This window comes from Collinsella sp. LCP19S3_C9 (assembly GCF_052121575.1).
Taxonomy (GTDB): Bacteria; Actinomycetota; Coriobacteriia; order Coriobacteriales; family Coriobacteriaceae; genus Collinsella.
The window spans coordinates 33,281-57,138 of sequence record NZ_JBQKDZ010000011.1 but is presented as its reverse complement, the minus strand read 5'-3'; the positions used below and the strand labels follow the sequence as shown (position 1 = coordinate 57,138).

At 61.6% G+C, this 23,858-nt stretch carries 23 protein-coding genes and 1 tRNA gene; 3 read left to right on the top strand and 21 right to left on the bottom strand.

The window, feature by feature from the left end:
- Window positions 1–16 precede the first annotated feature (16 nt).
- The 15 genes from rsmI to cpaB form a co-directional block, all read right to left on the bottom strand.
- The gene (gene rsmI, locus ACTQXI_RS06440) at window positions 17–895 is read right to left on the bottom strand and encodes a 16S rRNA (cytidine(1402)-2'-O)-methyltransferase (protein WP_441048981.1); all 879 of its coding nucleotides are present in this window, start codon (window positions 893–895) and stop codon (window positions 17–19) included.
- A 6-nt stretch (window positions 896–901) separates the two neighbouring features.
- Window positions 902–1,963 carry a glycoside hydrolase family 5 protein gene (locus tag ACTQXI_RS06435; RefSeq protein WP_441048982.1) on the bottom strand — a complete coding sequence of 354 codons (1,062 nt, stop codon included), beginning with the start codon at window positions 1,961–1,963 and terminating at the stop codon, window positions 902–904.
- Window positions 1,964–2,566: 603 nt separating this feature from the next.
- Window positions 2,567–2,639: transfer RNA gene (locus ACTQXI_RS06430), tRNA-Phe, on the bottom strand.
- A 158-nt stretch (window positions 2,640–2,797) separates the two neighbouring features.
- A complete protein-coding gene (locus tag ACTQXI_RS06425) occupies window positions 2,798–3,157 on the bottom strand; it encodes a DUF192 domain-containing protein (RefSeq protein WP_441048983.1) in 360 nt (119 codons plus the stop codon).
- Entirely contained in the window at window positions 3,154–3,630 is a 477-nt protein-coding gene (locus ACTQXI_RS06420; protein ID WP_441048984.1) for a hypothetical protein, read from the bottom strand. Before ACTQXI_RS06420 ends, ACTQXI_RS06425 begins: the two co-directional genes overlap by 4 nt.
- Window positions 3,630–5,795: a hypothetical protein gene (locus tag ACTQXI_RS06415; RefSeq protein ID WP_441548429.1), complete on the bottom strand. Its 2,166-nt coding sequence runs from the start codon at window positions 5,793–5,795 to the stop codon at window positions 3,630–3,632. The genes ACTQXI_RS06420 and ACTQXI_RS06415 overlap by 1 nt, the downstream gene beginning before the upstream one ends.
- On the bottom strand, window positions 5,767–6,303 hold the full coding sequence (locus ACTQXI_RS06410) for a TadE/TadG family type IV pilus assembly protein (protein ID WP_441548428.1): 537 nt from the start codon (window positions 6,301–6,303) through the stop codon (window positions 5,767–5,769). Before ACTQXI_RS06410 ends, ACTQXI_RS06415 begins: the two co-directional genes overlap by 29 nt.
- The gene (locus ACTQXI_RS06405) at window positions 6,239–6,457 is read right to left on the bottom strand and encodes a hypothetical protein (RefSeq protein WP_154517649.1); all 219 of its coding nucleotides are present in this window, start codon (window positions 6,455–6,457) and stop codon (window positions 6,239–6,241) included. The genes ACTQXI_RS06410 and ACTQXI_RS06405 overlap by 65 nt, the downstream gene beginning before the upstream one ends.
- Window position 6,458: 1 nt before the next feature.
- Entirely contained in the window at window positions 6,459–6,689 is a 231-nt protein-coding gene (locus ACTQXI_RS06400) for a hypothetical protein (RefSeq protein WP_154517646.1), read from the bottom strand.
- A gap of 293 nt (window positions 6,690–6,982) precedes the next feature.
- The gene (locus ACTQXI_RS06395) at window positions 6,983–7,159 is read right to left on the bottom strand and encodes a hypothetical protein (RefSeq protein ID WP_441044823.1); all 177 of its coding nucleotides are present in this window, start codon (window positions 7,157–7,159) and stop codon (window positions 6,983–6,985) included.
- A gap of 67 nt (window positions 7,160–7,226) precedes the next feature.
- Window positions 7,227–7,868 (bottom strand): type II secretion system F family protein, encoded by a 642-nt coding sequence (locus ACTQXI_RS06390; protein ID WP_441048987.1) that lies wholly within the window; start codon window positions 7,866–7,868, stop codon window positions 7,227–7,229.
- The gene (locus ACTQXI_RS06385) at window positions 7,865–8,791 is read right to left on the bottom strand and encodes a type II secretion system F family protein (RefSeq protein ID WP_441048988.1); all 927 of its coding nucleotides are present in this window, start codon (window positions 8,789–8,791) and stop codon (window positions 7,865–7,867) included. The genes ACTQXI_RS06390 and ACTQXI_RS06385 overlap by 4 nt, the downstream gene beginning before the upstream one ends.
- On the bottom strand, window positions 8,764–10,092 hold the full coding sequence (locus ACTQXI_RS06380; protein ID WP_441048989.1) for a CpaF family protein: 1,329 nt from the start codon (window positions 10,090–10,092) through the stop codon (window positions 8,764–8,766). Before ACTQXI_RS06380 ends, ACTQXI_RS06385 begins: the two co-directional genes overlap by 28 nt.
- A complete protein-coding gene (locus tag ACTQXI_RS06375; RefSeq protein WP_441048990.1) occupies window positions 10,089–11,726 on the bottom strand; it encodes an AAA family ATPase in 1,638 nt (545 codons plus the stop codon). Before ACTQXI_RS06375 ends, ACTQXI_RS06380 begins: the two co-directional genes overlap by 4 nt.
- A complete protein-coding gene (gene cpaB / locus ACTQXI_RS06370) occupies window positions 11,726–12,385 on the bottom strand; it encodes a Flp pilus assembly protein CpaB (protein ID WP_370450646.1) in 660 nt (219 codons plus the stop codon). The genes ACTQXI_RS06375 and cpaB overlap by 1 nt, the downstream gene beginning before the upstream one ends.
- Between cpaB and ACTQXI_RS06365 the strand changes: the two genes are divergently transcribed.
- On the top strand, window positions 12,372–12,575 hold the full coding sequence (locus ACTQXI_RS06365; protein WP_195838599.1) for a hypothetical protein: 204 nt from the start codon (window positions 12,372–12,374) through the stop codon (window positions 12,573–12,575). The two genes, cpaB and ACTQXI_RS06365, sit on opposite strands and share 14 nt — an antisense overlap.
- 67 nt (window positions 12,576–12,642) lie before the next feature.
- Here ACTQXI_RS06365 and rsgA read toward each other — a convergent pair whose 3' ends face one another.
- Together rsgA and ACTQXI_RS06355 are read right to left on the bottom strand one after the other, a co-directional pair.
- Window positions 12,643–13,596: a ribosome small subunit-dependent GTPase A gene (gene rsgA, locus ACTQXI_RS06360; RefSeq protein ID WP_427795936.1), complete on the bottom strand. Its 954-nt coding sequence runs from the start codon at window positions 13,594–13,596 to the stop codon at window positions 12,643–12,645.
- A gap of 486 nt (window positions 13,597–14,082) precedes the next feature.
- Window positions 14,083–16,764 (bottom strand): cation-translocating P-type ATPase, encoded by a 2,682-nt coding sequence (locus ACTQXI_RS06355; protein WP_427728430.1) that lies wholly within the window; start codon window positions 16,762–16,764, stop codon window positions 14,083–14,085.
- Window positions 16,765–17,206: 442 nt separating this feature from the next.
- Between ACTQXI_RS06355 and pyk the strand changes: the two genes are divergently transcribed.
- A complete protein-coding gene (gene pyk / locus ACTQXI_RS06350) occupies window positions 17,207–18,667 on the top strand; it encodes a pyruvate kinase (protein WP_346964805.1) in 1,461 nt (486 codons plus the stop codon).
- Between the two features lie 421 nt (window positions 18,668–19,088).
- Complete coding sequence (locus ACTQXI_RS06345; RefSeq protein ID WP_427795924.1) at window positions 19,089–20,162, top strand: hypothetical protein; 1,074 nt, start codon at window positions 19,089–19,091, stop codon at window positions 20,160–20,162.
- On the opposite strand, the gene ACTQXI_RS06340 is transcribed toward ACTQXI_RS06345, so the two are convergent.
- The 4 genes from ACTQXI_RS06340 to cbiM all read right to left on the bottom strand — a co-directional run bounded on the left by ACTQXI_RS06340 (window position 20,159) and on the right by cbiM (window position 23,801).
- Window positions 20,159–21,007 carry a hypothetical protein gene (locus ACTQXI_RS06340; protein WP_441048991.1) on the bottom strand — a complete coding sequence of 283 codons (849 nt, stop codon included), beginning with the start codon at window positions 21,005–21,007 and terminating at the stop codon, window positions 20,159–20,161. The two genes, ACTQXI_RS06345 and ACTQXI_RS06340, sit on opposite strands and share 4 nt — an antisense overlap.
- A 79-nt stretch (window positions 21,008–21,086) precedes the next feature.
- Window positions 21,087–21,857, bottom strand: a complete 771-nt coding sequence (locus ACTQXI_RS06335) for an energy-coupling factor ABC transporter ATP-binding protein (protein WP_441048992.1) — start codon at window positions 21,855–21,857, stop codon at window positions 21,087–21,089.
- A 44-nt stretch (window positions 21,858–21,901) separates the two neighbouring features.
- A complete protein-coding gene (locus ACTQXI_RS06330) occupies window positions 21,902–22,738 on the bottom strand; it encodes an energy-coupling factor transporter transmembrane component T family protein (protein WP_441548427.1) in 837 nt (278 codons plus the stop codon).
- Window positions 22,716–23,801: a cobalt transporter CbiM gene (gene cbiM, locus ACTQXI_RS06325; RefSeq protein WP_441048994.1), complete on the bottom strand. Its 1,086-nt coding sequence runs from the start codon at window positions 23,799–23,801 to the stop codon at window positions 22,716–22,718. Before cbiM ends, ACTQXI_RS06330 begins: the two co-directional genes overlap by 23 nt.
- Window positions 23,802–23,858: the final 57 nt, after the last annotated feature.

Here is a 23,858-nt window from a genome sequence, read left to right as displayed (position 1 = left end):
GCTGGATATCCTCCATCTATTGCATATTGAGCACCATGGCATAGACATCGCGCTTGCGGCGTGAATACTTCTGAGACAGACGCTTGGCCACCGCAGAGGCGGGCTCCCCCTCCTCGAGCGCGACACGGATATCCGCGCGCAGGGCCTCATCGGGATCCGCTGCCGCTGCGCCAACCGGCACGATGCCGGCCTCCTCGTCTTCGCTCGGTGGCGCAATGACCAGCGCAATCTCGCCCTTTACTTCGCCACGGGCACGCAGCCCCTCGGCAAGCTGGGCGGCGGGCCCGCGCAAGACCTCCTCGTGCAGCTTGGTGAGTTCGCGGCAGACGGCAACCTCACGCTGGGGAAAGACCTCTGCCACGGCCTCGAGCGTCGCCACGATGCGATGTGGAGACTCGTAGAAGATGAGCGCGCCGGGCACCACGGCAAGGCGCTGCAAACGGCGCACGCGGTCGCCGTGCTTTCGGCCCAAAAAGCCCTCGAAGAAAAAATGCTCGCAGGGAATGCCGGACGAAACGAGCGCTGTGACGCAAGCAGAGGGCCCGGGAATAACTTCGACGGGCACATCGGCCTCACGCGCCGCCTCGACCAGCGCCTGGCCGGGATCGGACACGCTCGGCATGCCGGCATCCGAGGCAAAGGCAAGGGTCTCACCCGCCAGCAGGCGGTCGACCAGACCGGTGGCGCGGCTGGCGATCACATTCTCGTCGCAACGGACAAGCGGCTTGGAAATGCCCAGGTGCATCAGTAGCTTTGAGGTCACGCGCGTGTCCTCGCAGCAGATCGCATCGGCGGCGGCAAACGCCTCGCCAACGCGCGGAGACAGGTCGCCCAGGTTGCCGATGGGTGTTCCGACCACATAGAGTTTGCCCGTATGGGCTCTGTTTTGCGTCATATCAACCTATTCAATCATGCCGCGCTCGAGCGTACCGAGCGCCGCGCGGGCGTCCCATGCTGCGATGCGTTTCTCGGTCTTCCACGTTTGGAAGAACCAACCGGCAGCCGGCGCAAACGAAGCCAGCTGATTGGCGATAAACACGCGCTCGTAGGCATTGCGGCCCTCGGGCGTAACCGACGAGTTGGCAAAGATCGCCGCGCCCGACCATTCGCCCACCAGCACGGGGAACCCTGTCGAAATCGCTTCTTTAAGCTCGCGCTTGTTACGCGAAATCGCCGTCGTCAGCCCGCAGGGGCTCGTGATGTCGAGCGCATACTCGTCGCGGTAATGGTACAGGTGAAGGTCCATGTAGACGTTCTTGTACTTGGCGCCGCGCATAAAATGCTTCCACTCGCTGGGATGTCCTGAGGACGAAAAGACGACGATCTTATCCTCGGGCATATACGAACGGACGAGCTCGTAGGCATCGCGATAGAAATTGCGCAGGTAGTGGGCCGGAATGCCATCCGTCATGGTAAAGAGACTCTTGCGGACACTCATCTGCGGCGTATCCAGCAGCTCAATGCCCAGAAGGCTTTCGGCTTCGCCGTAGCGATCGGCCAAACGCTCCAGCACGTCGAGCGCAACGTGACGACCGTTGGTGGACGAATGCCACTCGGCAACAGCCTCCGGCGTGGTGGGCGAATCGTTGGAATCGCCCTGGCCACCGGGCACAGTCGCTAGATCGAGCAGCACGCGAATGTCGTACTTGGCAGCCCACTCAATTGCACGGTCAATGTAGTCGATAACCGAAATGTAGGACGCATCGGACTCCTGCGAGCCAAAGGCATACCAGGGCACCGGCAAACGCACGGCATTGAGACCAATCTGCGCCATACGGCGAAAATCATCTTCGCTTACGAATGTCTCATAATGGCGACGCATGCGCTCGTTATAGGCAGCAGTGCCCATGGCTTCTTGCAGTTCCGCCGCATTGGACGCACCTGTCGCCGCGTACAGCGACGGGGTCACCCAAGGCTCGGGAATAAACCAGCCAGAGAGATTAACGCCGAGTATCCTCTCCATCACGGCCCCCTTCGAATCGTGCAGGGCGAACCCGCATCGTATTGCATAGGAAAAGTATCGTTTTGAGTATACCCGCGCACACGGACAGCCGATCGAACGGTCTGCAAAGTGGCGCAAAAGTAGGAGTAATATCTGGGCGGGCACACCCGAGATGGTACGCCAAGATGTGCACGCACGCCGAAGGCAGGCGCCGGAAGGAGCATCCCGTTTTTTTGCTCAATAATGGAATGCATTTTCCGCCAGCAGGCCCAACCGGAAAGCATGTCCCGTAATTTCACGTCATTCCGGGTCGCATTTTCCCAAGCGCCCCTAAAGCGGAAAGCGCATCCCGCTCAGGATTGAAATTCTGGGATGCGTTTTCCGCGGGTCCACATAAAAGAAAAGGACCTCTTTGCAGAGGTCCTAGTCAATTCAAGGTGGCGGGGAAGGGAATCGCGTCCGCGCGCTGCGCGGACGGACCGCTGCGGCGCTTGCGCGCCTTGCGAGCTACGCTGGCAAACGCTATCGCGTTTCCTCAGCTCCGCGCCCTCGCGGGGTTCGATTCCGTGCGGGGGCTACATAAAAGAAAAGGACCCCTTCGCAGAGGTCCTAGTCAATTCAAGGTGGCGGGGAAGGGAATCGAACCCCTGACACGAGGATTTTCAGTCCTCTGCTCTACCAACTGAGCTACCCAGCCATTTGAGGTGTGCCTTGTTTCAAGGCTTGATTAGTATAACCAAGGACGCGCTCCGGTCAACCGAGAATTTGAAAAAAGTTTTTGGACACCGCCTCGGTTCTGTAAAGCAGCACGTCAGAGACATCAACCGGCCGCAAGAAGTTTTTCGCCCAGGGCCTTCAAGCCTGCACTCGTTGCAAGACAGTGGGCGATACAAGGATTGAAAGGCGTTCCAGCACCGCCCAAGCACCGGGACAGGAGCACATGCGCCAGGGGCGGACATTTTCGTAGCGTGCAAGGATATTGCCGCTGCAATCAATAAAGGCAATGTCGATGGGATAAGCCATAAAACAGGTGTGGACCGAAGAGCAGGACGGAAACGCCATGACGAGCGGCAGTCCGTCAGCCGTAATCGGCACGCGGCCCAGCATGCCGCGCAAGCGTGCGCCAAACGATTCTGCCACCATAAACTCTGCCGGCGACCAACCGAGCCTATTGAGCGCACGCGCGTAGGCGATATAAGACAAGACGGCGCTCACATGACCACCCCCGGTCGCCACGGATCGACCGTAACCGCGCGCTCGTGCGACAGCTTCGCCGGCGTCCCCAGAGAAACGCCGGCAATGCTAAGCAATCTAGGCCACGGCTCATAGTACATGACGCAGGCATAGGTCCTAAACGTCCCGGACAGAGAGAGCAAGCCGCCGTCAGACGACGCCGAGCTCTGCTCGCTCGAGACCTCGACCTGCAGATTATAGCCCTGCATAGCCGCCTGAATCTCGGACTGGACACGCACCGAGGCATCGACAGAGCTCTTGTCGCCCTCCCCTTCCGGCGCCACAGCGTGCGCCAGCACGATATCGGGCACCACGCGATCGAAGCGCGCAGCAGCGCCGGCAAAGACCATGACGTTGTACACAATGAGCGCAAGCGCCAGCAAAACGGGAGCGACCACGGCCATCTCGACCGTCGCTTGGGCGCGCTCCTCGTACAAGACTGCACCAACGCCCATTACGATCCACCGCCCAGAGCGCCAACCAGCGTGGCGACATCGACGGTGAGCGGGATGGAGCCGTCGCCGGGCAGAGGAATCTCCGCAAGTGTGAACACCACATCGCCGATCGTGCGTTCGACTTGATATTCCAACGCCTCGCAAAGCGCCTTGGGATCGGTCACGCCCAACGGAATACTTCGCAGTTTGTCTTGCGCTTGAGAGAGACCGGCAATGTCAGACCCCGGACTCTTAATGACGTTAGCGGAATCGGTCAGCACCGGCTTTCGCAGGCGCAAGTCGCACGGTTCCAAACCCAGCGCCGCCACGGACGCCGAAACGGTATCGCCGAGCCACGATGCAATGGAGCCCAACGCGCCGCTGCCCCCTCCTAGGTCTTTAATCATCTCGTCCATAAGTTCGTCGGCCGAACCTTGGATGTCTCCGTATCCCACAAGCAGGCGTCCCCAAACATCCATGACGCCATCGAGTACGCCGGCAACGCCGCCCGAGCGCTCTTCCAGTGTCGAGAAAAACCGCGAGAGCACGTTGTTTTGCGCCGTCGCGTTGTCGGGAGCCAAGACCGCGGCAGAGATTGCACCGCGACTGCCGAGCGTAACCGGCTTATTGAATGAAGAGTTGAGCTTACCGGGACTGGTCATATCGCCCGAGACCGCAAAGGAGACCACGCCGTTTCGGCCGGGCGGGGCGATACGCGGCCGCTCGCCCGAAAGCGCCTTGATGGCCTGGTCAAACGCATTGCCCGCGCGATCGGCTTCGTCCTCGGTCTGACGCATAAGCTCGAGCTCTTTGTTGCGACATTCGACGTAGTCTTCCAGGGCGTCTTTGAACTTGTCAAAGTGGTATTCGAAGCCGTTTTCGATAAATGATGGAGGCATGAGGGCGCGACCCAGGTCAACGACGTCAAATTGGCACTCCTCGCACACATCGTGGCCATCGTAATCGACGACGGATGCCAACCCGCCCGGCGACCCATTCTTATAGTTGGGGCATCCGGTCCCATAGTGCAGGTATGTCTTGCCACCAATATCACTCGTAGGCCACATGGCATCGGTGTAGAGCTGGGTTCCCTTCACCTCATCTGGAGTGCGTGGCAGGAATGGAATCTGGGATAAGATTTTTTCACCATCATCTTTAATATACGAGTGATCGAGTTCTTCGATTGCATAAGCGTAAAACGCTTTGCGCGCGACAGACTCCGCTTCCATCTCTACACCCCCACCAAGCGGCCTTTCATTCGCCAGGCGCCGGCGGTAATAGTTCTTCGCACGATTTAGGGCGATTTGCGGCTCCCAATCGATACTCGAAGTATAGCGGCGGTTTTGTTCACCCGATAGCTTTGCCAAGCTCCCCGCACGCTCCCACATACATGAGTACTTGCCAATCGCATTCTCATCCGATCCGCCACAGTCCGCAAGCCAGGCGCGTTCCTTGGCCTTTGACGTTTTCTCGGACGCTTTCTTCAGTTCCTTGGCAGCATAGTCAAGGTCTTTTGAGGTGCTCTCGATGGCATCGGTCGAGATTTCTGACCCCTCGAGCGCAACAAAGTCCGACTCCGATGTCCTGGGCACGGCGAGCGCTGTGCCGGTATAGGTCACGTTATCGGTATCCTGCGCCGAAACAGCCTGCGTAGCTCGCGCGGCAACCAGATATGGCAGAGCCGTTTCGACTTTTTGCAAACCCTCCGACGCACTTTTGGCAAACCTATTGCGCGTTTTAATAATCTCAATCCCGGTATCGACCATATCGCTTGCGGCTATTTTCCCACCCGGCACCAGCATGGCAACCAAGCCGGTGCCGATTGTGGCAAACCCCGCCAGGCCCAAGCTCAAAATGCTCGCATCCACCACCGTGGCTGCTGTATGGTAGGACGATATCACGTTGGCACCCGCCAGAGCACCGCTATCGGCCGCCACCTGGGTATCCCCGGCACGCGACATACTCCATATCGCCGCCGTCGACGAAAACAGCAGCGTAAGCACCACAAGTATGACGACCGCCGAAGAAAGCGTAGTGTAGGCACCGTCCTCGATAAACAAGTCGATACCGGAGCGGCCCATGAAGCCGCCCCGCTTGCGGCGGGCATTCGACCGGCAACGGCACACGAGCCCTCGCATCATTCGCAGCAGGCGACGCCTAATCCCACGCGGCAATCCACGAATCATAGTCTCCCTCCAGCCATCCGGGACGCGATCGATACGAAACGTCGACTTTCAACTCAACATTCCCTCCTCCCCCCACATTGCCCATGGCCTGCACGAACGCGCCGATCACGGGCAGCGGCTTTACATCGCCCGCGATAGATACAGACGAAACGCCCCCTGCGCCCGCCCGGCCAAGCTCGATATCCCACGACAGCGGTCCGCCGGCGTGAAAGATCGAGACATCGGGCACCGCGGCGAGACGGCGACGGGCAAACTCCTTGAGGTCGTCGTCCTCCGCCGTCGTCGTGGTCATGAGCCGCGCCGTCTCGGCGGCGGCAGACTCCATGACCGCGCGCGTATAGAGCAGGCACACCGGCTGCAGCGCAAGCAGGATGAGCGTCAAAAACGTCGGCAGCAAAAAAGCGGCCTCGACCGTGGACTGCGCCCAATCCTCGCGCGCGATATCAATAGAGCGCGATGTCTTTGGCGCCTGCGGCGGCGTCGATAACCGATGTCGAGGCGACGCCATGGGACGCCGCCCGTGCAGCCAACGCCGCCAAGCGTCCGTCGGTGCCGGCGCGCCAAAGCCCCGCAATCGCCAGCACGATGGAAAGCAGCGCCATGGTGACGATGGCGTACTCAACGGTCGATTGGGCAGACTCCTCGCGCAAAACGTCAAGCATTTCACGATCCCTCCTTTGACCCCGATGCTTGCGGAACCAAGCGCACCGCGCGTAAGCGGCACGAGGCGTCGCCGGCATCCGCGGCAACCGTCACCATGTCGACCCAGCCGCGCCCATCGCGCACGATGGCGCCCCATACGTTGCCCTTGATGTCGAGGTAACCGCTTAGAGCGAGCTGGGCTGTGGGCACCTCGCGATAAACACGCAACAGGTCCGCGGCAGCCTCGGTCATCGGTCGCTCCTCGGCCCATGTCAGCCGGGCTGCGACTGCGTTGTCCGCAGATGGACCCACCGCAGCATCCACCCGTTCGTCGAGGGCGCGCAGAAAAGTTTGTGCCGTGACGGCGGCATCCCTGTCGGCCGTGTCCCGCGCTTTGTCATCGGGAGGCGCCACCGCGCCCGAGCTCCCATCCGCGACGGCCCCAGAACGCTGCTGTCGCACGACATTCAGCCCCCAGAGCGTCGCCGCTATCGCCACAATCAGGCAAGCGAGCACCAGCAGCACGCCAACAGAATGCCCGCCTTCTACAGGCTGTTGATGCCGTCTTTGATCGCGTTCCATAGCTTTTCGACGTTGCCCTTAAATGCAACGATGGCAATGATCGCGATTACCACGAGCACGCCGACCAAGATGGCGTACTCGGTGGTACCCTGCGCGCTTTCCTCCTGCACCAGCGCCTTGGCACGTTGACAGGAACGCATTGCACGGTAAAGCGTCCGGCTCCAAACCCTACCCATAACGTCAGCCATTTTGTTCATGTATTCCTCCCTACATCATCCCGCCTGCTCCCAGCAGCGGGCCCAATATGGATAACAGCAGTGCCGGCAAGATGAGCGTGCCGGTGGGAATCAGCAGCTTGACGGGCGCTCGTTCAATCTCGCGCTCGACCGCGGCACGATGGGCGGCGCGGATCTCGCGACTTTGGACAGCAAGGGTCTCGGCAAGCGGGGCACCCAGGGCGAGCGCTTGACCCACCGTAATGGCAAAGGTCTCGAGCGCCCGCACGTCCAGGTCCTGCGCGGCCGCCAACAACTCGTCCTCGCGCGCTCCCACGCCCACCTGCCACGCCATGCATGCCCGTTCAAGCCGAACAGTCAGCGCCGATCGACGATTGGCGCAAAAGATCTCGAGCGCCGCATCGAACGAAAGGCCGGCGGAAAGCCCCAGGCGCACCACATCAATCATCTCGGACACCTCGCCGAGCGAAACCTGCGCTGAGTTGTCCACGCCAAATGCGCCCCTCACCCGCGCAATAGCGGCATCGATCACCGAATGGGCCGCAGCAACGACCAGCACCGCCTCGCCCCTGAAAATCTCCATGGTCTTGCGCACATCCGAGCGCTCCAGGCCCGTCGCGACAAATACGCCGAAGGCGCACAGGCAAGCCGTGGCGGCAACCAGGGCGCTCACAGCTCCACCCGCATAATGCGTCGGATAACCATTAGGGCGACGCCGTTAAGGGCAAGCCCCAGAACCACGGCGCCGGCGCCTACCGGCGTTGCGAGACCGTAGCGAAAATCTGCCGAAAGCAGGGCCAGCACCGCGCACATACCCGCCGGCATCGCCGCGACCATATGCGCCGACATGCGCGCCTGCGACGTTTTGACATCCAGGCGGCGCTTGAGCTCGATACGCTCCCCCACCATGCTCGACGCCTCGGACAGCAGATCGGCAAGCGGGGCACCGGTCCGCTGCGACACCTTGAGCGCCAACGTGACAAGCGAAAGCCCGGGGGCGTCGATGCGGACAAGCAGGTCGTCGAGCGCATCGGCAGCCGAAATGCCACAGTCGATCGCCGCCGCTACCCGCAGAAACTCGGTATGCACCGGCTCTTGCGCGTGAGCGCCCACAAACCGCATGCCCTGGGCCAGCGAATGTCCCGAGGCAAGCGACATGGAAAGTGCCGTAAAGGCCTCGGGCATGGCTTCCTCCACATCGCGCTGCTCGCGTCGGTGGTCAAAGACGTCGCGTGCGGCGCCGGCGGCAAAGGGCGCAACCGCCCCCAAAACAAAGCCGATGGGCGATAGCGACACCACGGCAAGCGCAAGGCAGCAGACGCCACTCGATAGCAACAGGAACGCCAAGCGTGAAGCATCATCCTCAACGACAAGACCGATGCGGCGCACGGGAACCAACGATACCCAGGAGCGGGCGATCTTTTTTAGCAGATCGTTTTCCACCAGCTCACGCGGCAGCTTCTCTGCCGCCGTCTCGAGCGTCTGGCGCACCAGCTCCGCCGGCGGCACCCTCGGCACATGAGGCTCCACTCCGCATACCGTCGCGACCGAAAACCCGGCAAGGCCCCCTACGACGAGGGGCACAACGACCTCCATTCCTCCACCTCCTCCTGCGTAAGCGTTCCCGAGCGCAAGCCCTCTGCGATAAACGGCGGCTCGCGGTTGAGGGTCCAGGTGCGCTCGGCGGCATCGAAGGTCACGTAGCGCTCGAGTTCCACGCCACCCGACGCGCCGCGTCGCACCCCCGAGTAGGAGGACACAAAACGCCGGCCGTCCGCATGGCGCTCGGACATCACGATGCCGTCGAGCGCCATAGCGATTTGTTCCTCGATAAGCTCGCTCGGCAGATCGATGCCATAGCGCGCAAGCAGCGTCAAACGCACCACGGTCTCTTGCTCGGTGCCCGCATGAAGCGTGGTGAGCGACCCATCGTGCCCGGTGTTCATGGCCTGCAGCATGTCGCAACATTCCGCACCGCGTACCTCACCCACCACAATACGGTCGGGACGCATACGCAGGGCGTTGGTCACCAGGTCGCGGATTGTCACCGCACCCTCACCCTCAATTGAAGCCTCGCGCGCCTCCAGGCGAACCACATGCGGGTGATGCGCGAACTTGAGCTCGGCGGAATCCTCGATCGTCACGATGCGCTCGCCGGTAGATATCTCGCACGATAGCGCGTTGAGCAGCGTAGTCTTGCCCGACCCCGTACCGCCCGCAACCGCCAAATCTTGGCGCAGCGACACCGCACACGAAAGCAGTTGCGCATACCAAAGCGGCAGCGACCCCAGGCCCACAAGCTCGTCCAACGAACAGATGCGATCCGAGAACTTGCGGATGGTGAGGATCGGCCCATCGATCGCCACGGGCGGAATCACCGCGTTGACGCGATAACCCGTCTTGAGGCGGGCGTTGACGATGGGACTGCGCTCGTCGATACGCCTGCCCAGCGGTGAGATGATGCGGTCGATGAGCACGCGGATCTGCTCGTCATCCTCAAACGCATGCTCGATGGGGTATAAGACCCCGCCGCGCTCAAAGAACGCCGAGCGGCAACCGTTGACCATAATCTCGGTGACGGTGTCGTCCTCGATGAGCGGCTGCAGCGGGCCCAAGCCCACCACGTCATCCAAGATCTCGTTGATGATGGTCTCACGCTCGGGCGTCGCCAGGTCGGTCGGTTCTTCCACGTTGAGTGCCGCCTCCACCGCAGGACGCAATTCCGAACGGGCAAGAACCGGATCGACGTAGGCACTGATGCGTGCCACCTCGTCGTAGCCCACGCGGTCCATCACGGCCCGCTTGGTGCGGCGCTTGACCGCACGGTGCCGTCCCACATCGACAGGTGCCGTCGCCGCTGCCGCACCGGCTGCTTTAATTCTCGTTTGCAGGCTCATCGGCAATCACCCTCACGCGACCAGGGAAGGCGGATGCGCGGGCGTTCGGTGCGCGTTGCACGGTCGGCGACCATATCGCTCCAAGGGCCGACGGCGCACCCCAGTTCCACGAGCATCTCACGCGTGGCCTCGCGCACGCTGGTCGCAAAAGCGCTGGTCTGCCCCACTGCCTCGTCAGCGCGCCCAAACGCCATGAGCGCGGCGAGATCCTGCCCGCCATCGGCGATACGAATCTTGGAGCTCAACGCACAGGCAATCTCAAAGCGCATGGCGACATCCTCGTCCGCCCCACGCGCGCCAAATCGGTTGAATACGGCGCTCATGCGCGTGCGCGGCACGCCCACACGGCTCGCCAGCTCAATGACGCGCGCTGCAGACGTCGCGGAAGAAACTGCCGCATCACCCACGACAAGGCAACGGTCGCACGCCGCCACCGCAGCCGCCACCGCATCGCCCCAAAAGACCGAGGTATCGATAAGGACCACGTCGGACTCACGACGCAAGATGTCGAGCAGCAGCTCTACCGGACGCGCCATGAGCTCGGCGCGCTCGGGCGCTGCGACAGGCCCCCAAAGCGTAACGCCTGGGGCAACGCGCATCGATGCAGCGACCACGTCTTGCTCCGCAAGTGCGCCCGCGACCGACGGCTCGATAAGTGTCGCCATGTCATGCGGGGCATCGGCGCCCAGCAAGTCGTAGAGATTTCCAAACATTAGGTCCAAATCGAGTACGGCAGCTCGCAGACCCAGCAACGAAGCGGCATGCGCCATCGTGGCGACAATCGTCGATTTGCCACAGCCGCCCGAACCCGAAATGGCGCAGATGACCGGAGCTCGATGCGACGTCGACGCAGTGTCTGCCAGCGGTGCAGGGGCTGACGACGTGGGCGGCAACGTCCCCGTCTCGCCAGCCGCACCCAAGTGCTGCGTCCACGCCGGCACGGCAGGCTGCTCAAACGGTAGGGGCGGAACTGGGGATTCCGCTGTCACGTCGACGTGCGGGCCATCACCCGCGACAAGGCCCTCGACCTCATCGAGTCCATCGGCCAGGCTCACGCCGTGCACGTATCCCATATCTACGGCCAGGAGGTCTTCGCCATACGGCACCGACGCTCCGACGTCACCACATGCAAGGGGGCCCGGGGGGCGCCGAACATGCTCGGCTTCCGCTTTCCCATAGTCATCAACACGCGGGCCTCTTGTAGCGCGAGGCGCCCCGGGTTCCCTATCAACAAAAACATCGGGCTCAGGCGACACGCCCCAATCGGAATCAACCGCTCCCTCGCCCACATGTCCGCTGCCGCATATGCTGTGCGCAGCGATGACCTCGGTCGCCCCCGCGCGAAACAGCCCCTCGATATCCGACGGATCGAGCGCCTCTATCAACACGACGACGCGGCTCACGCGTCCTTCGGCAGTCAGGCGCGCGACGGCCTCTCGCACATCTTTAGTATCAAACAGGGATGCCGCGATAATGGCAGCGCCACGGCGCGAAGGAAACGCCCGAGCCATAGACACCAACCCGTCTAGGTCGCCCACGCGAAGCACCTGCGCGCCCGCATCGCGGCCCTCGACTTCCTGCTGCAGCAGTCCGTAATCTCCACACGCGCAGCACGCAAGCCAGATCGCCTTCATCACTCGTCGCCTCCGCTCTTTTTGCCGCGTGCCGTGGCGGGAATCGTCAAGCTGACCGTTCCCTTGCCCGAGGCTCCCAGCAATTCCTTGACGTCTTTGGGGTCGGCCGCCAGCGTCACCCACTCGACCTTGCCTTCGCGCGTGGCACCGGCCTCGTCGCTGGTATCGATCACATACGCGCCGCACAGCCGGTCGGTCACGCCGTCTTTTTGCACGTACACATCCACGTAGCTGCCCACGCCTGCGGCTCCGCCCACCGAATGCTCGGCATCGACCGCCACCGAAACGGCAACCTTGCCCTTGGGCACCTCGAGCGTATGGCTCTCGGCTTTGGTGTAGACATCGCAGACCACGGCATTTTTGGGAATACGCGAGGTCGTCACGTCGCCTCGCACCTGGCGCAGCTCGGTCGCCGCATCGCGCGGCAGCAGGCTCGCGAGCCACTCTTGGGTTACGACATTGGTCTCGTCGAGGGTCTCACCCACATCGATATCACGCGCGGCAACGCAAACTTCGACGCGATCGCCGCCGTATTTGGCCAAGGTTTTGGCCTGGGCCTGCTCAGCCCGCGAACGAACCGATGACCCGTAAACCATGCAGAGTGCCGCGGCGAGCACGCCCGCTGCCAGACTGATGGCGATGCGCTTGCTCTTGTTCACGGCAGCTCCTCTCAAGACAGCACTGGGCGGATGGGATGCCCGTACCACTATTGTCCGAGCGGCCAAGCAACAAAACAGCGCGATCACCATCTTGGTTTTAAGTGTCAAACCAATTACCAGCCAAGAGCTGACCAACCCGTCAAGCCCGCGGCAAGGTTTTGGTCAGCGCGTCGGCAAAACGCTCATTTAAGGGCGCATCGCCAGTAAAAAAGCCGCCTCCCGCACAGTTGGAAGACGGCTGTCATAGATAAATTCAATTACAGATGGACATCGGGATCGAGCATTTGGGCACTCACACGCATGGATGACGCCAAGTTTTGGAACGTTTCCAGGCGCAGGCCATCGATCTGCCCGGCATCGGCGGCCTCGCGAACGGCGCAGCCCGGTTCGTGGGTATGCGTGCAGTCGCCAAACCGACACGCACGCGACGCCTCGACGATCTCGGGGAAGGCACGCGCTAGGCCCCGCTCGTGACCAACGAGTGGCAAACTGCGCAGGCCCGGAGCGTCGGCAATGACGCCGGCATCGCCCGGCAGCGCCACCATCACGCGCGCGACCGTGGTATGGCGGCCTTGGTCGTCGCGCTCGCGCACACCACCGGTAGCCAGCGCATCGTGGCCCAGCAGCGCATTGAGCAGCGTCGACTTTCCGGCCCCCGACTCACCCAGGATCATGGCGCACGTTCCCGCCGGAACACAGGCGCGCACCTCATCCAAACCACGGCCTTCGGCAGAGGACGTCACGATCACGCGCACGTCCGGGCCCACCAGACGGCGCACGCGATCCAGATCGCGCTCGAGTTCCGCGGCCTCGCAGCGGTCGGCCTTGGTAAGCACCACCACCGGCTCGGCATCGCAGTCGAGCGCCAAAACCAGCGAGCGCGCCACGCGGTCGAGCAGCACCTCGCCGGCGCCAAGTGCCTGCACGATCAGCACGCTATCCACGTTGGAACAAAGCACCTGACGCTCGCCGCGGGCGCGGCCACGCCAACGCTCAAAACTCGTGCGTCGCGGCAGGACGCATTCGATTACGCCCATGTCGTGCCCGGGTGCACGACGCACCGCCACGCGGTCACCCACAGCCGGCAGCAGCACCTCGTCCTCGCCGCGCGACTTGGCAAACCCCACGGCATGCTCGGCACGAAAGGTATCGTCGGCCGTCGCCACCAGCGGAAACCCGCGATCTAAGCGCACCACGGCACCCAGCTGCATCTGCTCGGGCTCCTCGGCTTGGGCGCAAAAATCGTCAAATGCTGCCTGCTGAGCCGCGGCGACCGGCAGATCGCCAAACGCCGGAACATCCTGCAGCGCATCGAGTCCCGGCACGCTCGCCAGCAGCTCCTCGGCAGACGCGGGGGCTTCGGTCGCAAGCTTCCGACGACGATCACGCTTGGCTCGCGCCCCCGTCGTCTTTTTCTTCGCCTTAGCCCTAGCTTTACCCACAAGCGCCTCCCAGCACCACAAATCACAACTGAGCAGGTATTTTAAATCAAAAAGAGCTGGCCGGGCAAAGCCCGACCAGCTCACATACTTTCCCTCAGCCCTTTATCATCCGCGCGGGAGAAAAGCCAGCAAGGATACCGCAGGGCCCGCCCCGGAAGCCCTTTCTCCCGAACGATCCCGCAGCGCGAAGCGCGAGGACCAGCGAAGAAGAAACCCCGCAGGCGGTCGGGCCGGTGGGAAGGATGGCCTTTCGACCTACTCTTTCTCGACTGCGCGCATGATCGCCTTGTAGATCTCCATCAGCGGAATGATCAGGAAGGCAAGGCCCAGCGCGGCGATAACGCCCTTGAGCTCAAGCGTCACGGGGCCAAAGAACATCTCGGCAAGCGTCGGCTGCACGGTTACGATCACCGTCAGCACCAGCGCCAGCGCGGCAGAGGCCCACAGCCACTTGTTCTGCTTCTTCATCTTAAACAGCGACGTGCGGCGGCTGCGCATGTTAAAGCAGTGGAAGATCTCGACCATGTTGAGCGTGATGAAGGCCATCATCACGCCTTCCTCGTCGGCGACGCCGGCGATCATATCGGAGATGTGGATGTAGCCCATGTCAAAGTACACGCCCACAAAGAAGCTCGCCAGCACCAGCGCGGCAATGATCAAGCCCTGGACCACGCAGTCCAGGCCCATATTGCCGGCAAAGACGCCGTCCTTGGCGTTGCGCGGCTTGCGCTTCATGATGTCGCCCTCGGCATCCTCCATGCCCAGCGCGAGCGCGGGGAAGCAGTCGGTGACCAGGTTCACCCACAGCAGCTGCACCGGCTGGAAGATGGTAAAGCCGATGAGCGTGGCGATAAACACCGAGAACACCTCGGCAAGGTTGGCCGAAAGCAGGAACTGGATGACCTTGCGGATGTTGTCGTAGATGCGACGGCCCTCTTCGCAGGCACCGATGATGGTGGCGAAGTTGTCGTCGGCAAGCACCATGTCGGCAACGTTCTTGGTAACGTCGGTACCGGTGATGCCCATGCCGACGCCGATGTCGGCGCGCTTGATGGACGGGGCGTCGTTGACGCCGTCACCCGTCATGGCCACGATCTGGTCGCGCGACTTCCAAGCCTCGACGATACGGGTCTTGTGCTCGGGCTGGACGCGGGCGTACACGCCGTAGTCCTCGATGTGCGCGTCGAGCTCCTCGTCGCTCATGCGATCGAGGTCGGCACCGGTGATGGCATGGCTGCGATCGGTGACGATACCCAGCTGCTTGGCAATGGCCACGGCGGTGTCGATGTGGTCGCCCGTGATCATGACGGTGCGGATACCGGCATCGTGGGCCTCGCGGATGGCGTCGGCGACCTCGGGGCGGACCGGGTCAATCATGCCGGACAGGCCGCAGAAGACCAGGTCGTGCTCGAGCGCGGCGGGGCTGCAGTCGCTTGGGACCTCGGTGTAGGTGCGGCTTGCCAGCGCCAGCACGCGCAGGGCCTCGTCGGCCATGGCCTTGTTGGCGGCCACGAGCTCGGCACGACGCTCCTCGGTCAGGGGGACGACCTTATCGCCCTCGTAGATGTGGGTGCACAGGCCGATCACCACGTCGGGCGCGCCCTTGGTGTATTGCTCGTACTCGCCGTCCAGGGTCTCAACGACCACGGACATCATCTTGCGGCCCGAGTCAAACGGGGCCTCGCCCACGCGCGGGTGCTCGGCAGTCAGACCAGTGAGGCCCGCCTTTCCGGCATCGTTGACGAGCGCGCACTCGGTCGGCTCGCCCACGGCCTCGCCCAGTTCCTCGTCCCACTGGGCATCGGAGCACAGCGCCATACCTGCCAGGAACTTCTCCTTAGGCGCAGCGAGCTCGTGCTTGACGACGGTCATCTTGTTTTGGGTAAGGGTACCGGTCTTGTCGGAGCAGATGGTCTGCGTGCAGCCGAGAGTCTCGACGGCAGAGAGCTTGCGGATAATTGCCTGGCGCTTGGCCATCTTGGTCACGCCAAGCGACAGCACGATGGTCACGACGGCGACCAGGCCCTCGGGGATGGCAGCGACGGCGAGCGAGACGGCGACCATAAAGGTGTCGAGCAGGGCAGTCGGGTCGGTAAGGACGTTGCCCACGCCGTGGCGGACGATGTCGACGCCAAAGATCACGACGCAGATGACGATCACCATAATGGTGAGGATACGGCTGAGCTCGGCGAGCTTCACCTGCAGCGGCGTGAGCTCTTCCTTGGCCTCGGCCAGGGCACCGGCGATCTTGCCCATCTCGGTATCCATGCCGGTGCCGACCACGACGGCGCGGCCACGGCCGTACACGACGGTGGAGCCCATGTAGCACATGTTCTTGCGGTCGCCGAGCGGCACGTCATCGGTGCCCGCGGCAAGCTCGATCACATTGGCGTGCTTCTCGACCGGCACGGACTCGCCGGTGAGCGCGGCCTCTTCGATTTTCATCGTGGCGCTCTCGAGCACGCGGCAGTCGGCCGGGACGGAGTCGCCCGCCTCGAGCATGATCACGTCACCGGGTACGAGCTCGGCGCTCGGCAGGTGCACGAGTTTGCCGTCGCGTAGAACCTTGGACTGCGCCGCGCTCATCTCCTGAAGGGCCTCGAGGGCCTCCTCGCTCTTGGCTTCCTGGACCACGCCCAGCACCGAGTTGACGATAACGACGAACATGATGATGGCGACATCGGCAAAGTCCGCCTCGCCCTTAACCATGCCCGTGAGCGCGCTGATAACGGCGGCAACGATCAACATGATGACCATGGGGTCGGCCATCTGCTCAAAGAAACGCTTCCACAGCGGCGTCTTCTCGGCTTCCTCAAGCTTGTTAGGGCCTGTCTTGGCGAGGCGCGACGACGCCTCGTCGTTGCTCAGGCCGAGGTTCTCATCGACACCTTGGTCGCTGAGCACCTCCGCCGCGGCGGACAGGTATTCCTTTTGCATATAGAGTCCCCTCCTGGGATTCGGGCCACTCAGCAGATTGATGCCCGATCATAATTCCCAGGAGAAGGGCAAGGGCTCATCAAGGCTGCCGTGCTGAGCGGCAGTTGATAGTGGAGCTATGGTACCCCAAAGCGACGCGTCTAGCCAAAACAATCCATTTGGAAATATGGTCCGTATGCAACGATGCGGACCGTGTGATGCTCAATACTGATAAAACGTTTTTTCTTAGGCGCGTCGCCAAACTAAAATATCGCCCAGATAGCAGCGGTTAGAGCGGTTGGTAAAGTTTTTTCATATACCGTTTTTCCCGTAAAAAATGAACTTCTAATTCGGCATACGGTCGATTTTTTGGGGTATTCGGCCGGTATTTCGTTATAATCAACTCAGTTTTATTTCTTATGGTTTATCTATCAGCGCAAGACGATGTCAGATGGAGGTCTGAATGTACAAGCGCACTAAGATTGTATGCACCATGGGTCCCGCCTGCGATAGCGACGAGACCATCCGCGAGATGATCAAGGCGGGCATGAACGTCGCCCGTTTTAACTTCTCGCACGGCTCCTACGACGAGCACCACGGTCGCATCGAGCGCGTCCGTCGTATTTCCAAGGAGCTCGGTATGCCCGTCGGCATCCTGCTCGACACCAAGGGCCCCGAGGTCCGCACCGGTCTTCTGGTCGACGGCAAGAAGGTTGCCGTCAAGACCGGCGACAAGATCGTCGTCACCGCTCAGCCCACGTCCGAGGATTTCCACGGCACCGCTGAGCACATCTCCCTCGACTACCTGGCTCTGCCCTCCGAGGTCGAGAAGGGCTCCCTCATCCTGATCGATGACGGCCTGGTTGCTCTCGAGGTCGAGTCCGTCGACGGCCAGGACATGACCTGCGTCGTCAAGAACGACGGCCTGATCGGCGAGCGCAAGGGCGTCAACATGCCCAACGTCAACATCTCGCTGCCCGCCATCACCGAGCGCGATCGTCAGGACATCCTCTTTGGCCTGACCGAGAACATCGACTACATCGCCGCTTCCTTCATCCGTGACGGCGAGTCTGTCCGCGGCATCCGTGAGCTTTGCCGCGAGAACGGCGGCGAGCACGTGACGATCTTCCCGAAGATCGAGTGCGCCCTGGGCGTCGAGAACTTCGATGAGATCCTCGAGGCTTCCGACGGCATCATGGTCGCCCGTGGCGACCTGGGCATCGAGATCAAGCCCGAGCTCGTTCCGCACATCCAGAAGGAGATCATCGCCAAGTGCAACGCGGCCTACAAGCCCGTTATCACCGCTACGCAGATGCTCGACTCCATGCAGCAGAACCCGCGCCCGACGCGCGCCGAGGTTGCCGACGTTGCTAACGCCATTTACGACGGTACCGACGCCGTCATGCTGTCCGGCGAGTCCGCTGCCGGTAAGTACCCGGTCGAGGCCGTCAAGATGCAGGCCAGCATCGCTCTCGAGACCGAGAAGTACCTCCCGGCCCACGCTCCGCTCGAGGTTCCGGCCGATGCTCACGGCACCCGCGTCGTCAACAACGTTGTGGGTATGTCCGCTGTGAACATGGCCACCACCGTTGGCGCCAAGTGCATCACCGTGCCGACGACCACCGGTCGTACCGCTCGCCTGATCTCGCACTTCCGTCCCAACATGCCGATCTGCGCGTTCTCCCGCCACGAGTGGGCCGTCCAGCAGATGATCATGTACTGGGGCGTTATCCCGCACCAGGCCGAGATTACCCAGGGCACCGTCAACGGCACGATCGTCAAGGCGATCGAGACCGCTAAGGAGCTCGGCTACGTCGAGACCGGTGATTTGACCGTCGCTACCGCCGGCGATCCCCGTATGAGCGTCCAGCTTGAGGACAAGGTCTCCTCGACCAACGTCGCCTACGTCGCTCAGGTGCGCTAAATCGCACTTGCAAGCACATTTGCATTGCAAAGGGCCCGGAAGGCTTTGCCTTCCGGGCCCTTTTTCTGTGCGCCGATGCCTACCGCACGGCATGACACGCACCCATTTCTTTACCAAAAGCGCGAAATCCGCCCTCCGAGGCCCAAAAAATAAAGCCCCAAGCGCTAAAAGTGTTCGCCCGGTGGCAAACCCACACCTCACACAGGGCTGATAAATCGTTTTAGCAAGGTCTAAATCGACCACGTTTTCGGAAGTGCGGGGAAAAATTGCCTACCCCCGAGCACAAGCCCTTTTATTTCAACAAAACCCCTGATAAAGTTGGCTTAAATACCGCTTGTGGTTGACCTGTTTGTCTTTTTCCCCGCACTTCCGAAACCGATAGCTTTTCTAGCCCAAACTACGCTCAAACGATCGGATCGCTATGTCATTTCTTGCCTGCGGACCCACGGCTTTTCAGTACTATCGCATACCGCCCCAGATACTGGGACTCTATCCGGCAATCCTGCCGCCCGACCATGACCATCGCTTGGTGCATTACTCAAAACAACCAGTATTTAAAGACTTGCTCGGCACACCAGTCTGGAGATTCGTGGGCGAAAGAAAACAGCGCGCGAACGGAAAGCTATTTCATAGCCGTCTGCTAACCCAAGAGCCGCCTCCTGGGTCGTTTAGGCAGACTGAGCATGGATTTGATGTCACGTCGCCCGAGTTTACGCTGCTCAACCTTGCTACGCAGGTCTCACGCAACCAGTTACTCATGGCTTGCTACGAGATGTGCGGCTCCTTTGCAGTGTTCACGCCTTGTAAACGGGCGCAGCAGCAGCTCGATGAAGCAATTTCGCTTAAGCTCATTCCGCCCGACTGTGGTTGGAAACGTGTTGTCGACACCAAGGGCAATGACACCAACTTGTGGAAGCGCACGCCGCTTCTTTCCGCAGCGGATATCGCCGCGTTCGCCAAGCAGGCCGCAGGCCTGCGCGGCGTTAAACAACTGCGCTGGGCGGCCGAGCACATGACGGGACAGACCGCCTCGCCCTTCGAAGTACAGACCTCCATGCTTGTCTCGCTCCCCCGCAACGAGGGCGGCATGGGCATCAATATCGCAAACAACGTGCGCATCCCACTCAGCGACGCCGCGCGCTCACTGTATGACAAAACCTGCTGCTACGCCGATATCCTCATAGAGAGCAGCACCGACAGCATGGGCGTCATTCTGGAATGCCAAGGCCGCTCCGCCCATGACAGCGAAGCCGCGAGCCTCTCCGATGCCGAGCGCACCACCGCCCTCACAAGCATGGGCTATGACGCTATCCAGATAACCTATGATCAAATCAAGGACACGAAGAGCTTTAACAGCATCGCCGAGCTAATTCATAAAAAGGCGGGGCTCCCTTACGTTCCAAAATCTAAGCTGGAACTCACTGCCGCAGAAACCCTTCGGCGGGAGCTATTGGTCAATTGGGATGAACTGTTCACCGCGAAGTCAGCCGGCTAGCAGCTAGCGATCAGAGGGACTGCGGGGACGTCAGAAGCGGCAACGCGGGCGGCAAAACCCGCCTCGGTTAGCTCGACGACCTCGGTAAACGTTGCGTCAAAGAACCCTTCGGTCAGCAGACGGTACGGCGGATGATCCGGATCGCCGGGGTTTTCGCGCACAATCTCGTGCATAACGCCAATGGTCTTGAGCACATACTCTTGTGGAATCGAATACTGACCAAACTGGGCCGCCGCGGTATAGAGGCGATCGGTCGCACGCGGGATAGAAACGATGCCGAGCGTCTTGCCAAACCAGTCAAAGTCTCCCTGCTTCTTAATGCGGAACTCCTCGCACGGCTTGCCGCCGCGCGCCTCGAGATATTGGTTCACTCGCGTGTTCCACACGGTATCGGCCACCAGATGCGACCAAACGCCCAGCGTCAAATCGAGCAGCGACTGCGCTACGTCATCGGGCGCGAGCGAAAACTCGGCGGCGCCGGGGCCGTCAACCGGCTCGGCGTCTTTGTAGCGCTGCGGATAGTGCACCCGATTGAGCCTTTCACGCTCTTCGCCAATCGAGGTCGCTGCAGCCGGCGCACCCGCCGGCGCACCTTTAAGCAAAGGCGCGACATAGGTGTCCCAAAACTCATGCTCGCGTGGCTTAGGAATGGGCTCGGGCTTGGCAAAGTGCGTGATGCGATACGGGATGGGGTCGGCAATACCGGGAACCATGTACCCCACAAAAATGTCCGGAACCACGCTGCCAAACAAAAAGGCATTGCGGTCGCGCACGTTATCGGCAAGCGCGCCGGCACGCGCCAGAAGTCGTTCCGTCTGAGCGATATGAATATTCCAGCTTGGCATAGCTACCCCCGTAAAAACCCGGATAACTATACCATTCGCAGCAAGTCACGTGCGCGGCCGCAACCCCACTATGCGGCAACTATTCTGCTGCACCGTTTTCGGTTCCATATGACGGCACGGGAGCCTCGACCACGTGGTGATATCGATCGATATAAATCGCACGGGCCCCAAGACGTCGTACTAAATCCTGATGATGCGTGCTCATCAAGACCGTCTTACCGGCAGCAACATAGGCCAGTAGAAAGTTGACCACGATGTCGCAAGAGTCCTCGTCAAGTCCGTTGGTAGGCTCGTCGAGCACCAGAATATCGGGGTTCATCGACACGACGGCAGCCAGCGCCACACGCTTCTTTTGCCCGCCCGAAAGCTGATAGGGCGAGGCATCGACCAGATCGGCAACCTGAAACAGCTCCATGGCATCACGGACGCGGCGCCCAAGCTCGTCCGCCGAAAGCCCCATTTGAGCCGGGCCAAACGCGACCTCCTCGCCGACCGTGGCGCAAAAGAGCTGTGCATCGGCGTTTTGGAACACGAAGCCCACGTGCTGATGGAACCGCTGGGCCGTCGCGGAATCCTTGAGATATGCCGCATCGACCACATGTCCATCAAACAGGTACGTACCCGCATCCGCAAGCTCAAGCCCGTTGATAAGCCGCATGATCGTCGTCTTGCCGCAGCCGTTGGGTCCAAGCAGCGCAACCAGCTCACCGCGATTAACCTGCAGCGACACGCTATCGACCACCGTATGGCCCGCATAGGAAAACACCACGTTGCGAAACTCGATGAGCGGCGTGGCCTTGGCGCCGGCAGCACCGCTCGCACCCATCGCACCATTTGTATCGTTTGCCAAAACGTCGCCCTTCCCTATTCACATCGACGGCTTGACCGCCCGCGCTACAGCACCGCGCACAACACGGCGAGCAGCACCACAACGGCCGCATAGACCGCGTCGTGCCAGCCAAATCCGTTCCGTGCAGGCGCCGGATATGCGCCGGCAAAACCGCGGCAAAGCATAGCCTCGTCCATCGCGCGGCTGCATTCCATCGCCTTGATAAAGGTCATGCCCATGATACCCGCGATCGAATCGGTACGCGAAAATCCTGCAGGCGCGCGGCCCACACTGCGAAGCATGACCGATTCGCACAGGTCGTGCGCCGTGCGTCCCAGCACCTCGATGTGTTTGAGCGCCATATCAAACGTAAAGATAACCTCGTCGGGCAGGTGCAGCATCTTAAGCGCCGCCGACATGCGACTCCAGGTAAGCGTCCACGAAACGCCCAACACCAATGACACATTAACAAAGGTCTTGAGCGCAATCTTGAGCATGGCGCCCGTGGCAGAAGCACCCAGCAGCAGGGCCGGCAGCGCCAAAACCACGGTAAACCCCGCTGCAGCCAACGCCGGCACAAAGGTCGCGCGCAGCCCGCGTACGGGGCGCACCGCAACGAGCACCAACGCGATCGCTGTCATCAGCATCAAGTACAGCGGGCTCTGCGTCAGGCATACGCACAGGACGCAGACGAACATCCCCACCAAACGCACTGGCGCCGAAACGGAAGAAAGGGCGCGGTCGATAATCGACCCGCCCTTATGTGCGCCGCCGCCTAGACGAACCCGCTCAAGCAGGCTCGCCAGGTGCAGGACATTCTTTTGCATCACACGATGCCGAGCCCCCGCGGGCTCATAACGCTGCTCGGCCGCAAGCCAGCTAGGCAGCTCGACCGTCGCCATGGGCTCCGCTTTCCTTGACCGTCAGCGAGACTAGGCGAAAGGCGATGGTGAGCACCGCCACGCCAATCACGCCCGAAAGAATATACATCGCGGCCTGGCCGGCAAAGCCAAGGCCCTGCTCCTCGGAATAGGCCTGCAGATAATCGCCCGTGGGCAGGGCATCGGCAAAGGTCGGGGTATCGAGACCGACCGAAGTCTGCAGACTGTCGTCACCAGCCTCCTGAACGGCGGTCGCGGCGCCATCGGCGTCCCACTCGCCCCAGGCGTCACCCGTGGCAAGCAAGCCGAGCGGCGTGGCCACGACAAGCACGGCGACCAGGATGAGCGTGGGGACCAGCGAGGTCTTCTTGGCAGCAGCGCCCTCGGCAGCAAGCTGGCCATCGGCGGCCTCGGGCCCGACGATAACGCTCGGCGCCGTCTTCTTAATGAAACCGTAGATGGCGGCCGTCGCCACGCCCTCGACCACGCCGGCTACCAACATGTGCGGAATCATCATGGCCGGAATGGCAATAGAGAGCGGGAAGGGGCAGTACAGCGGAGCGCCCGAAGCGTTGGTAAAGAACATCGGCTGAATACCAAACTCGATCGCCGTGCACAGGGCCGCCAGGCACAGGCCGACCCAACCGCTTACGACGGCCGAAACCGAGGTGCCCCAGCTCTTGTCGTGCAAACGGCTGTTGAGCGCACGGAACACGATAGCGGCGGCAAACGGCAGCACGAAGGCCATGTTAAAGCAGTTGGCGCCAAAGGACAGGATGCCGCCGTCGCCAAACAGCAGCGCCTGCAGCGCCAGCGCGACCGAAACCGCGATGGCCGCGGCCTCCGGGCCCAGCAGCAGCGCGATGAGCGCACCGCCGACGGCGTGACCCGTGGTACCGCCGGGCAGCGGCACATTGAACATCATGAGCAAGAAGGAGAACGCGGCGCAGATACCCAGAAACGCCATATGCTCGCGGTCGAGCGTGGCGCGCACCTTTTTGATGCAGCGAACCCACACAGGGACCATCACCACTGCCATGACGGCATCGGTCTGCGGGGACAGATAATTATCTGGAATGTGCATGTACGCCTCCCGGTTATCGGCGCACAGAATTACAACGCCGCTTAAATCACCTTGCCA

Coding starts and splice junctions, on each gene's coding strand:
- ACTQXI_RS06340 (WP_441048991.1), bottom strand. CDS start 21,007: ATGCCAAGCTGGAATATTCATATCGCTCAGACGGAACGACTTCTGGCG.
- ACTQXI_RS06375 (WP_441048990.1), bottom strand. CDS start 11,726: ATGAAGGCGATCTGGCTTGCGTGCTGCGCGTGTGGAGATTACGGACTG.
- ACTQXI_RS06355 (WP_427728430.1), bottom strand. CDS start 16,764: ATGCAAAAGGAATACCTGTCCGCCGCGGCGGAGGTGCTCAGCGACCAA.
- rsgA (WP_427795936.1), bottom strand. CDS start 13,596: ATGCAGCTGGGTGCCGTGGTGCGCTTAGATCGCGGGTTTCCGCTGGTG.
- ACTQXI_RS06400 (WP_154517646.1), bottom strand. CDS start 6,689: ATGACCGAGGCTGCCGCGGACCTGTTGCGTGTTTATCGCGAGGTGCCC.
- ACTQXI_RS06410 (WP_441548428.1), bottom strand. CDS start 6,303: ATGGCGTCGCCTCGACATCGGTTATCGACGCCGCCGCAGGCGCCAAAG.
- cbiM (WP_441048994.1), bottom strand. CDS start 23,801: ATGCACATTCCAGATAATTATCTGTCCCCGCAGACCGATGCCGTCATG.
- ACTQXI_RS06345 (WP_427795924.1), top strand. CDS start 19,089: ATGTCATTTCTTGCCTGCGGACCCACGGCTTTTCAGTACTATCGCATA.
- ACTQXI_RS06405 (WP_154517649.1), bottom strand. CDS start 6,457: ATGCTTGACGTTTTGCGCGAGGAGTCTGCCCAATCGACCGTTGAGTAC.
- ACTQXI_RS06385 (WP_441048988.1), bottom strand. CDS start 8,791: ATGGAGGTCGTTGTGCCCCTCGTCGTAGGGGGCCTTGCCGGGTTTTCG.
- ACTQXI_RS06380 (WP_441048989.1), bottom strand. CDS start 10,092: ATGAGCCTGCAAACGAGAATTAAAGCAGCCGGTGCGGCAGCGGCGACG.
- ACTQXI_RS06395 (WP_441044823.1), bottom strand. CDS start 7,159: ATGCGTTCCTGTCAACGTGCCAAGGCGCTGGTGCAGGAGGAAAGCGCG.
- pyk (WP_346964805.1), top strand. CDS start 17,207: ATGTACAAGCGCACTAAGATTGTATGCACCATGGGTCCCGCCTGCGAT.
- ACTQXI_RS06415 (WP_441548429.1), bottom strand. CDS start 5,795: ATGATTCGTGGATTGCCGCGTGGGATTAGGCGTCGCCTGCTGCGAATG.
- ACTQXI_RS06420 (WP_441048984.1), bottom strand. CDS start 3,630: ATGGGCGTTGGTGCAGTCTTGTACGAGGAGCGCGCCCAAGCGACGGTC.
- rsmI (WP_441048981.1), bottom strand. CDS start 895: ATGACGCAAAACAGAGCCCATACGGGCAAACTCTATGTGGTCGGAACA.
- ACTQXI_RS06435 (WP_441048982.1), bottom strand. CDS start 1,963: ATGGAGAGGATACTCGGCGTTAATCTCTCTGGCTGGTTTATTCCCGAG.
- ACTQXI_RS06330 (WP_441548427.1), bottom strand. CDS start 22,738: ATGGCGACGGTCGAGCTGCCTAGCTGGCTTGCGGCCGAGCAGCGTTAT.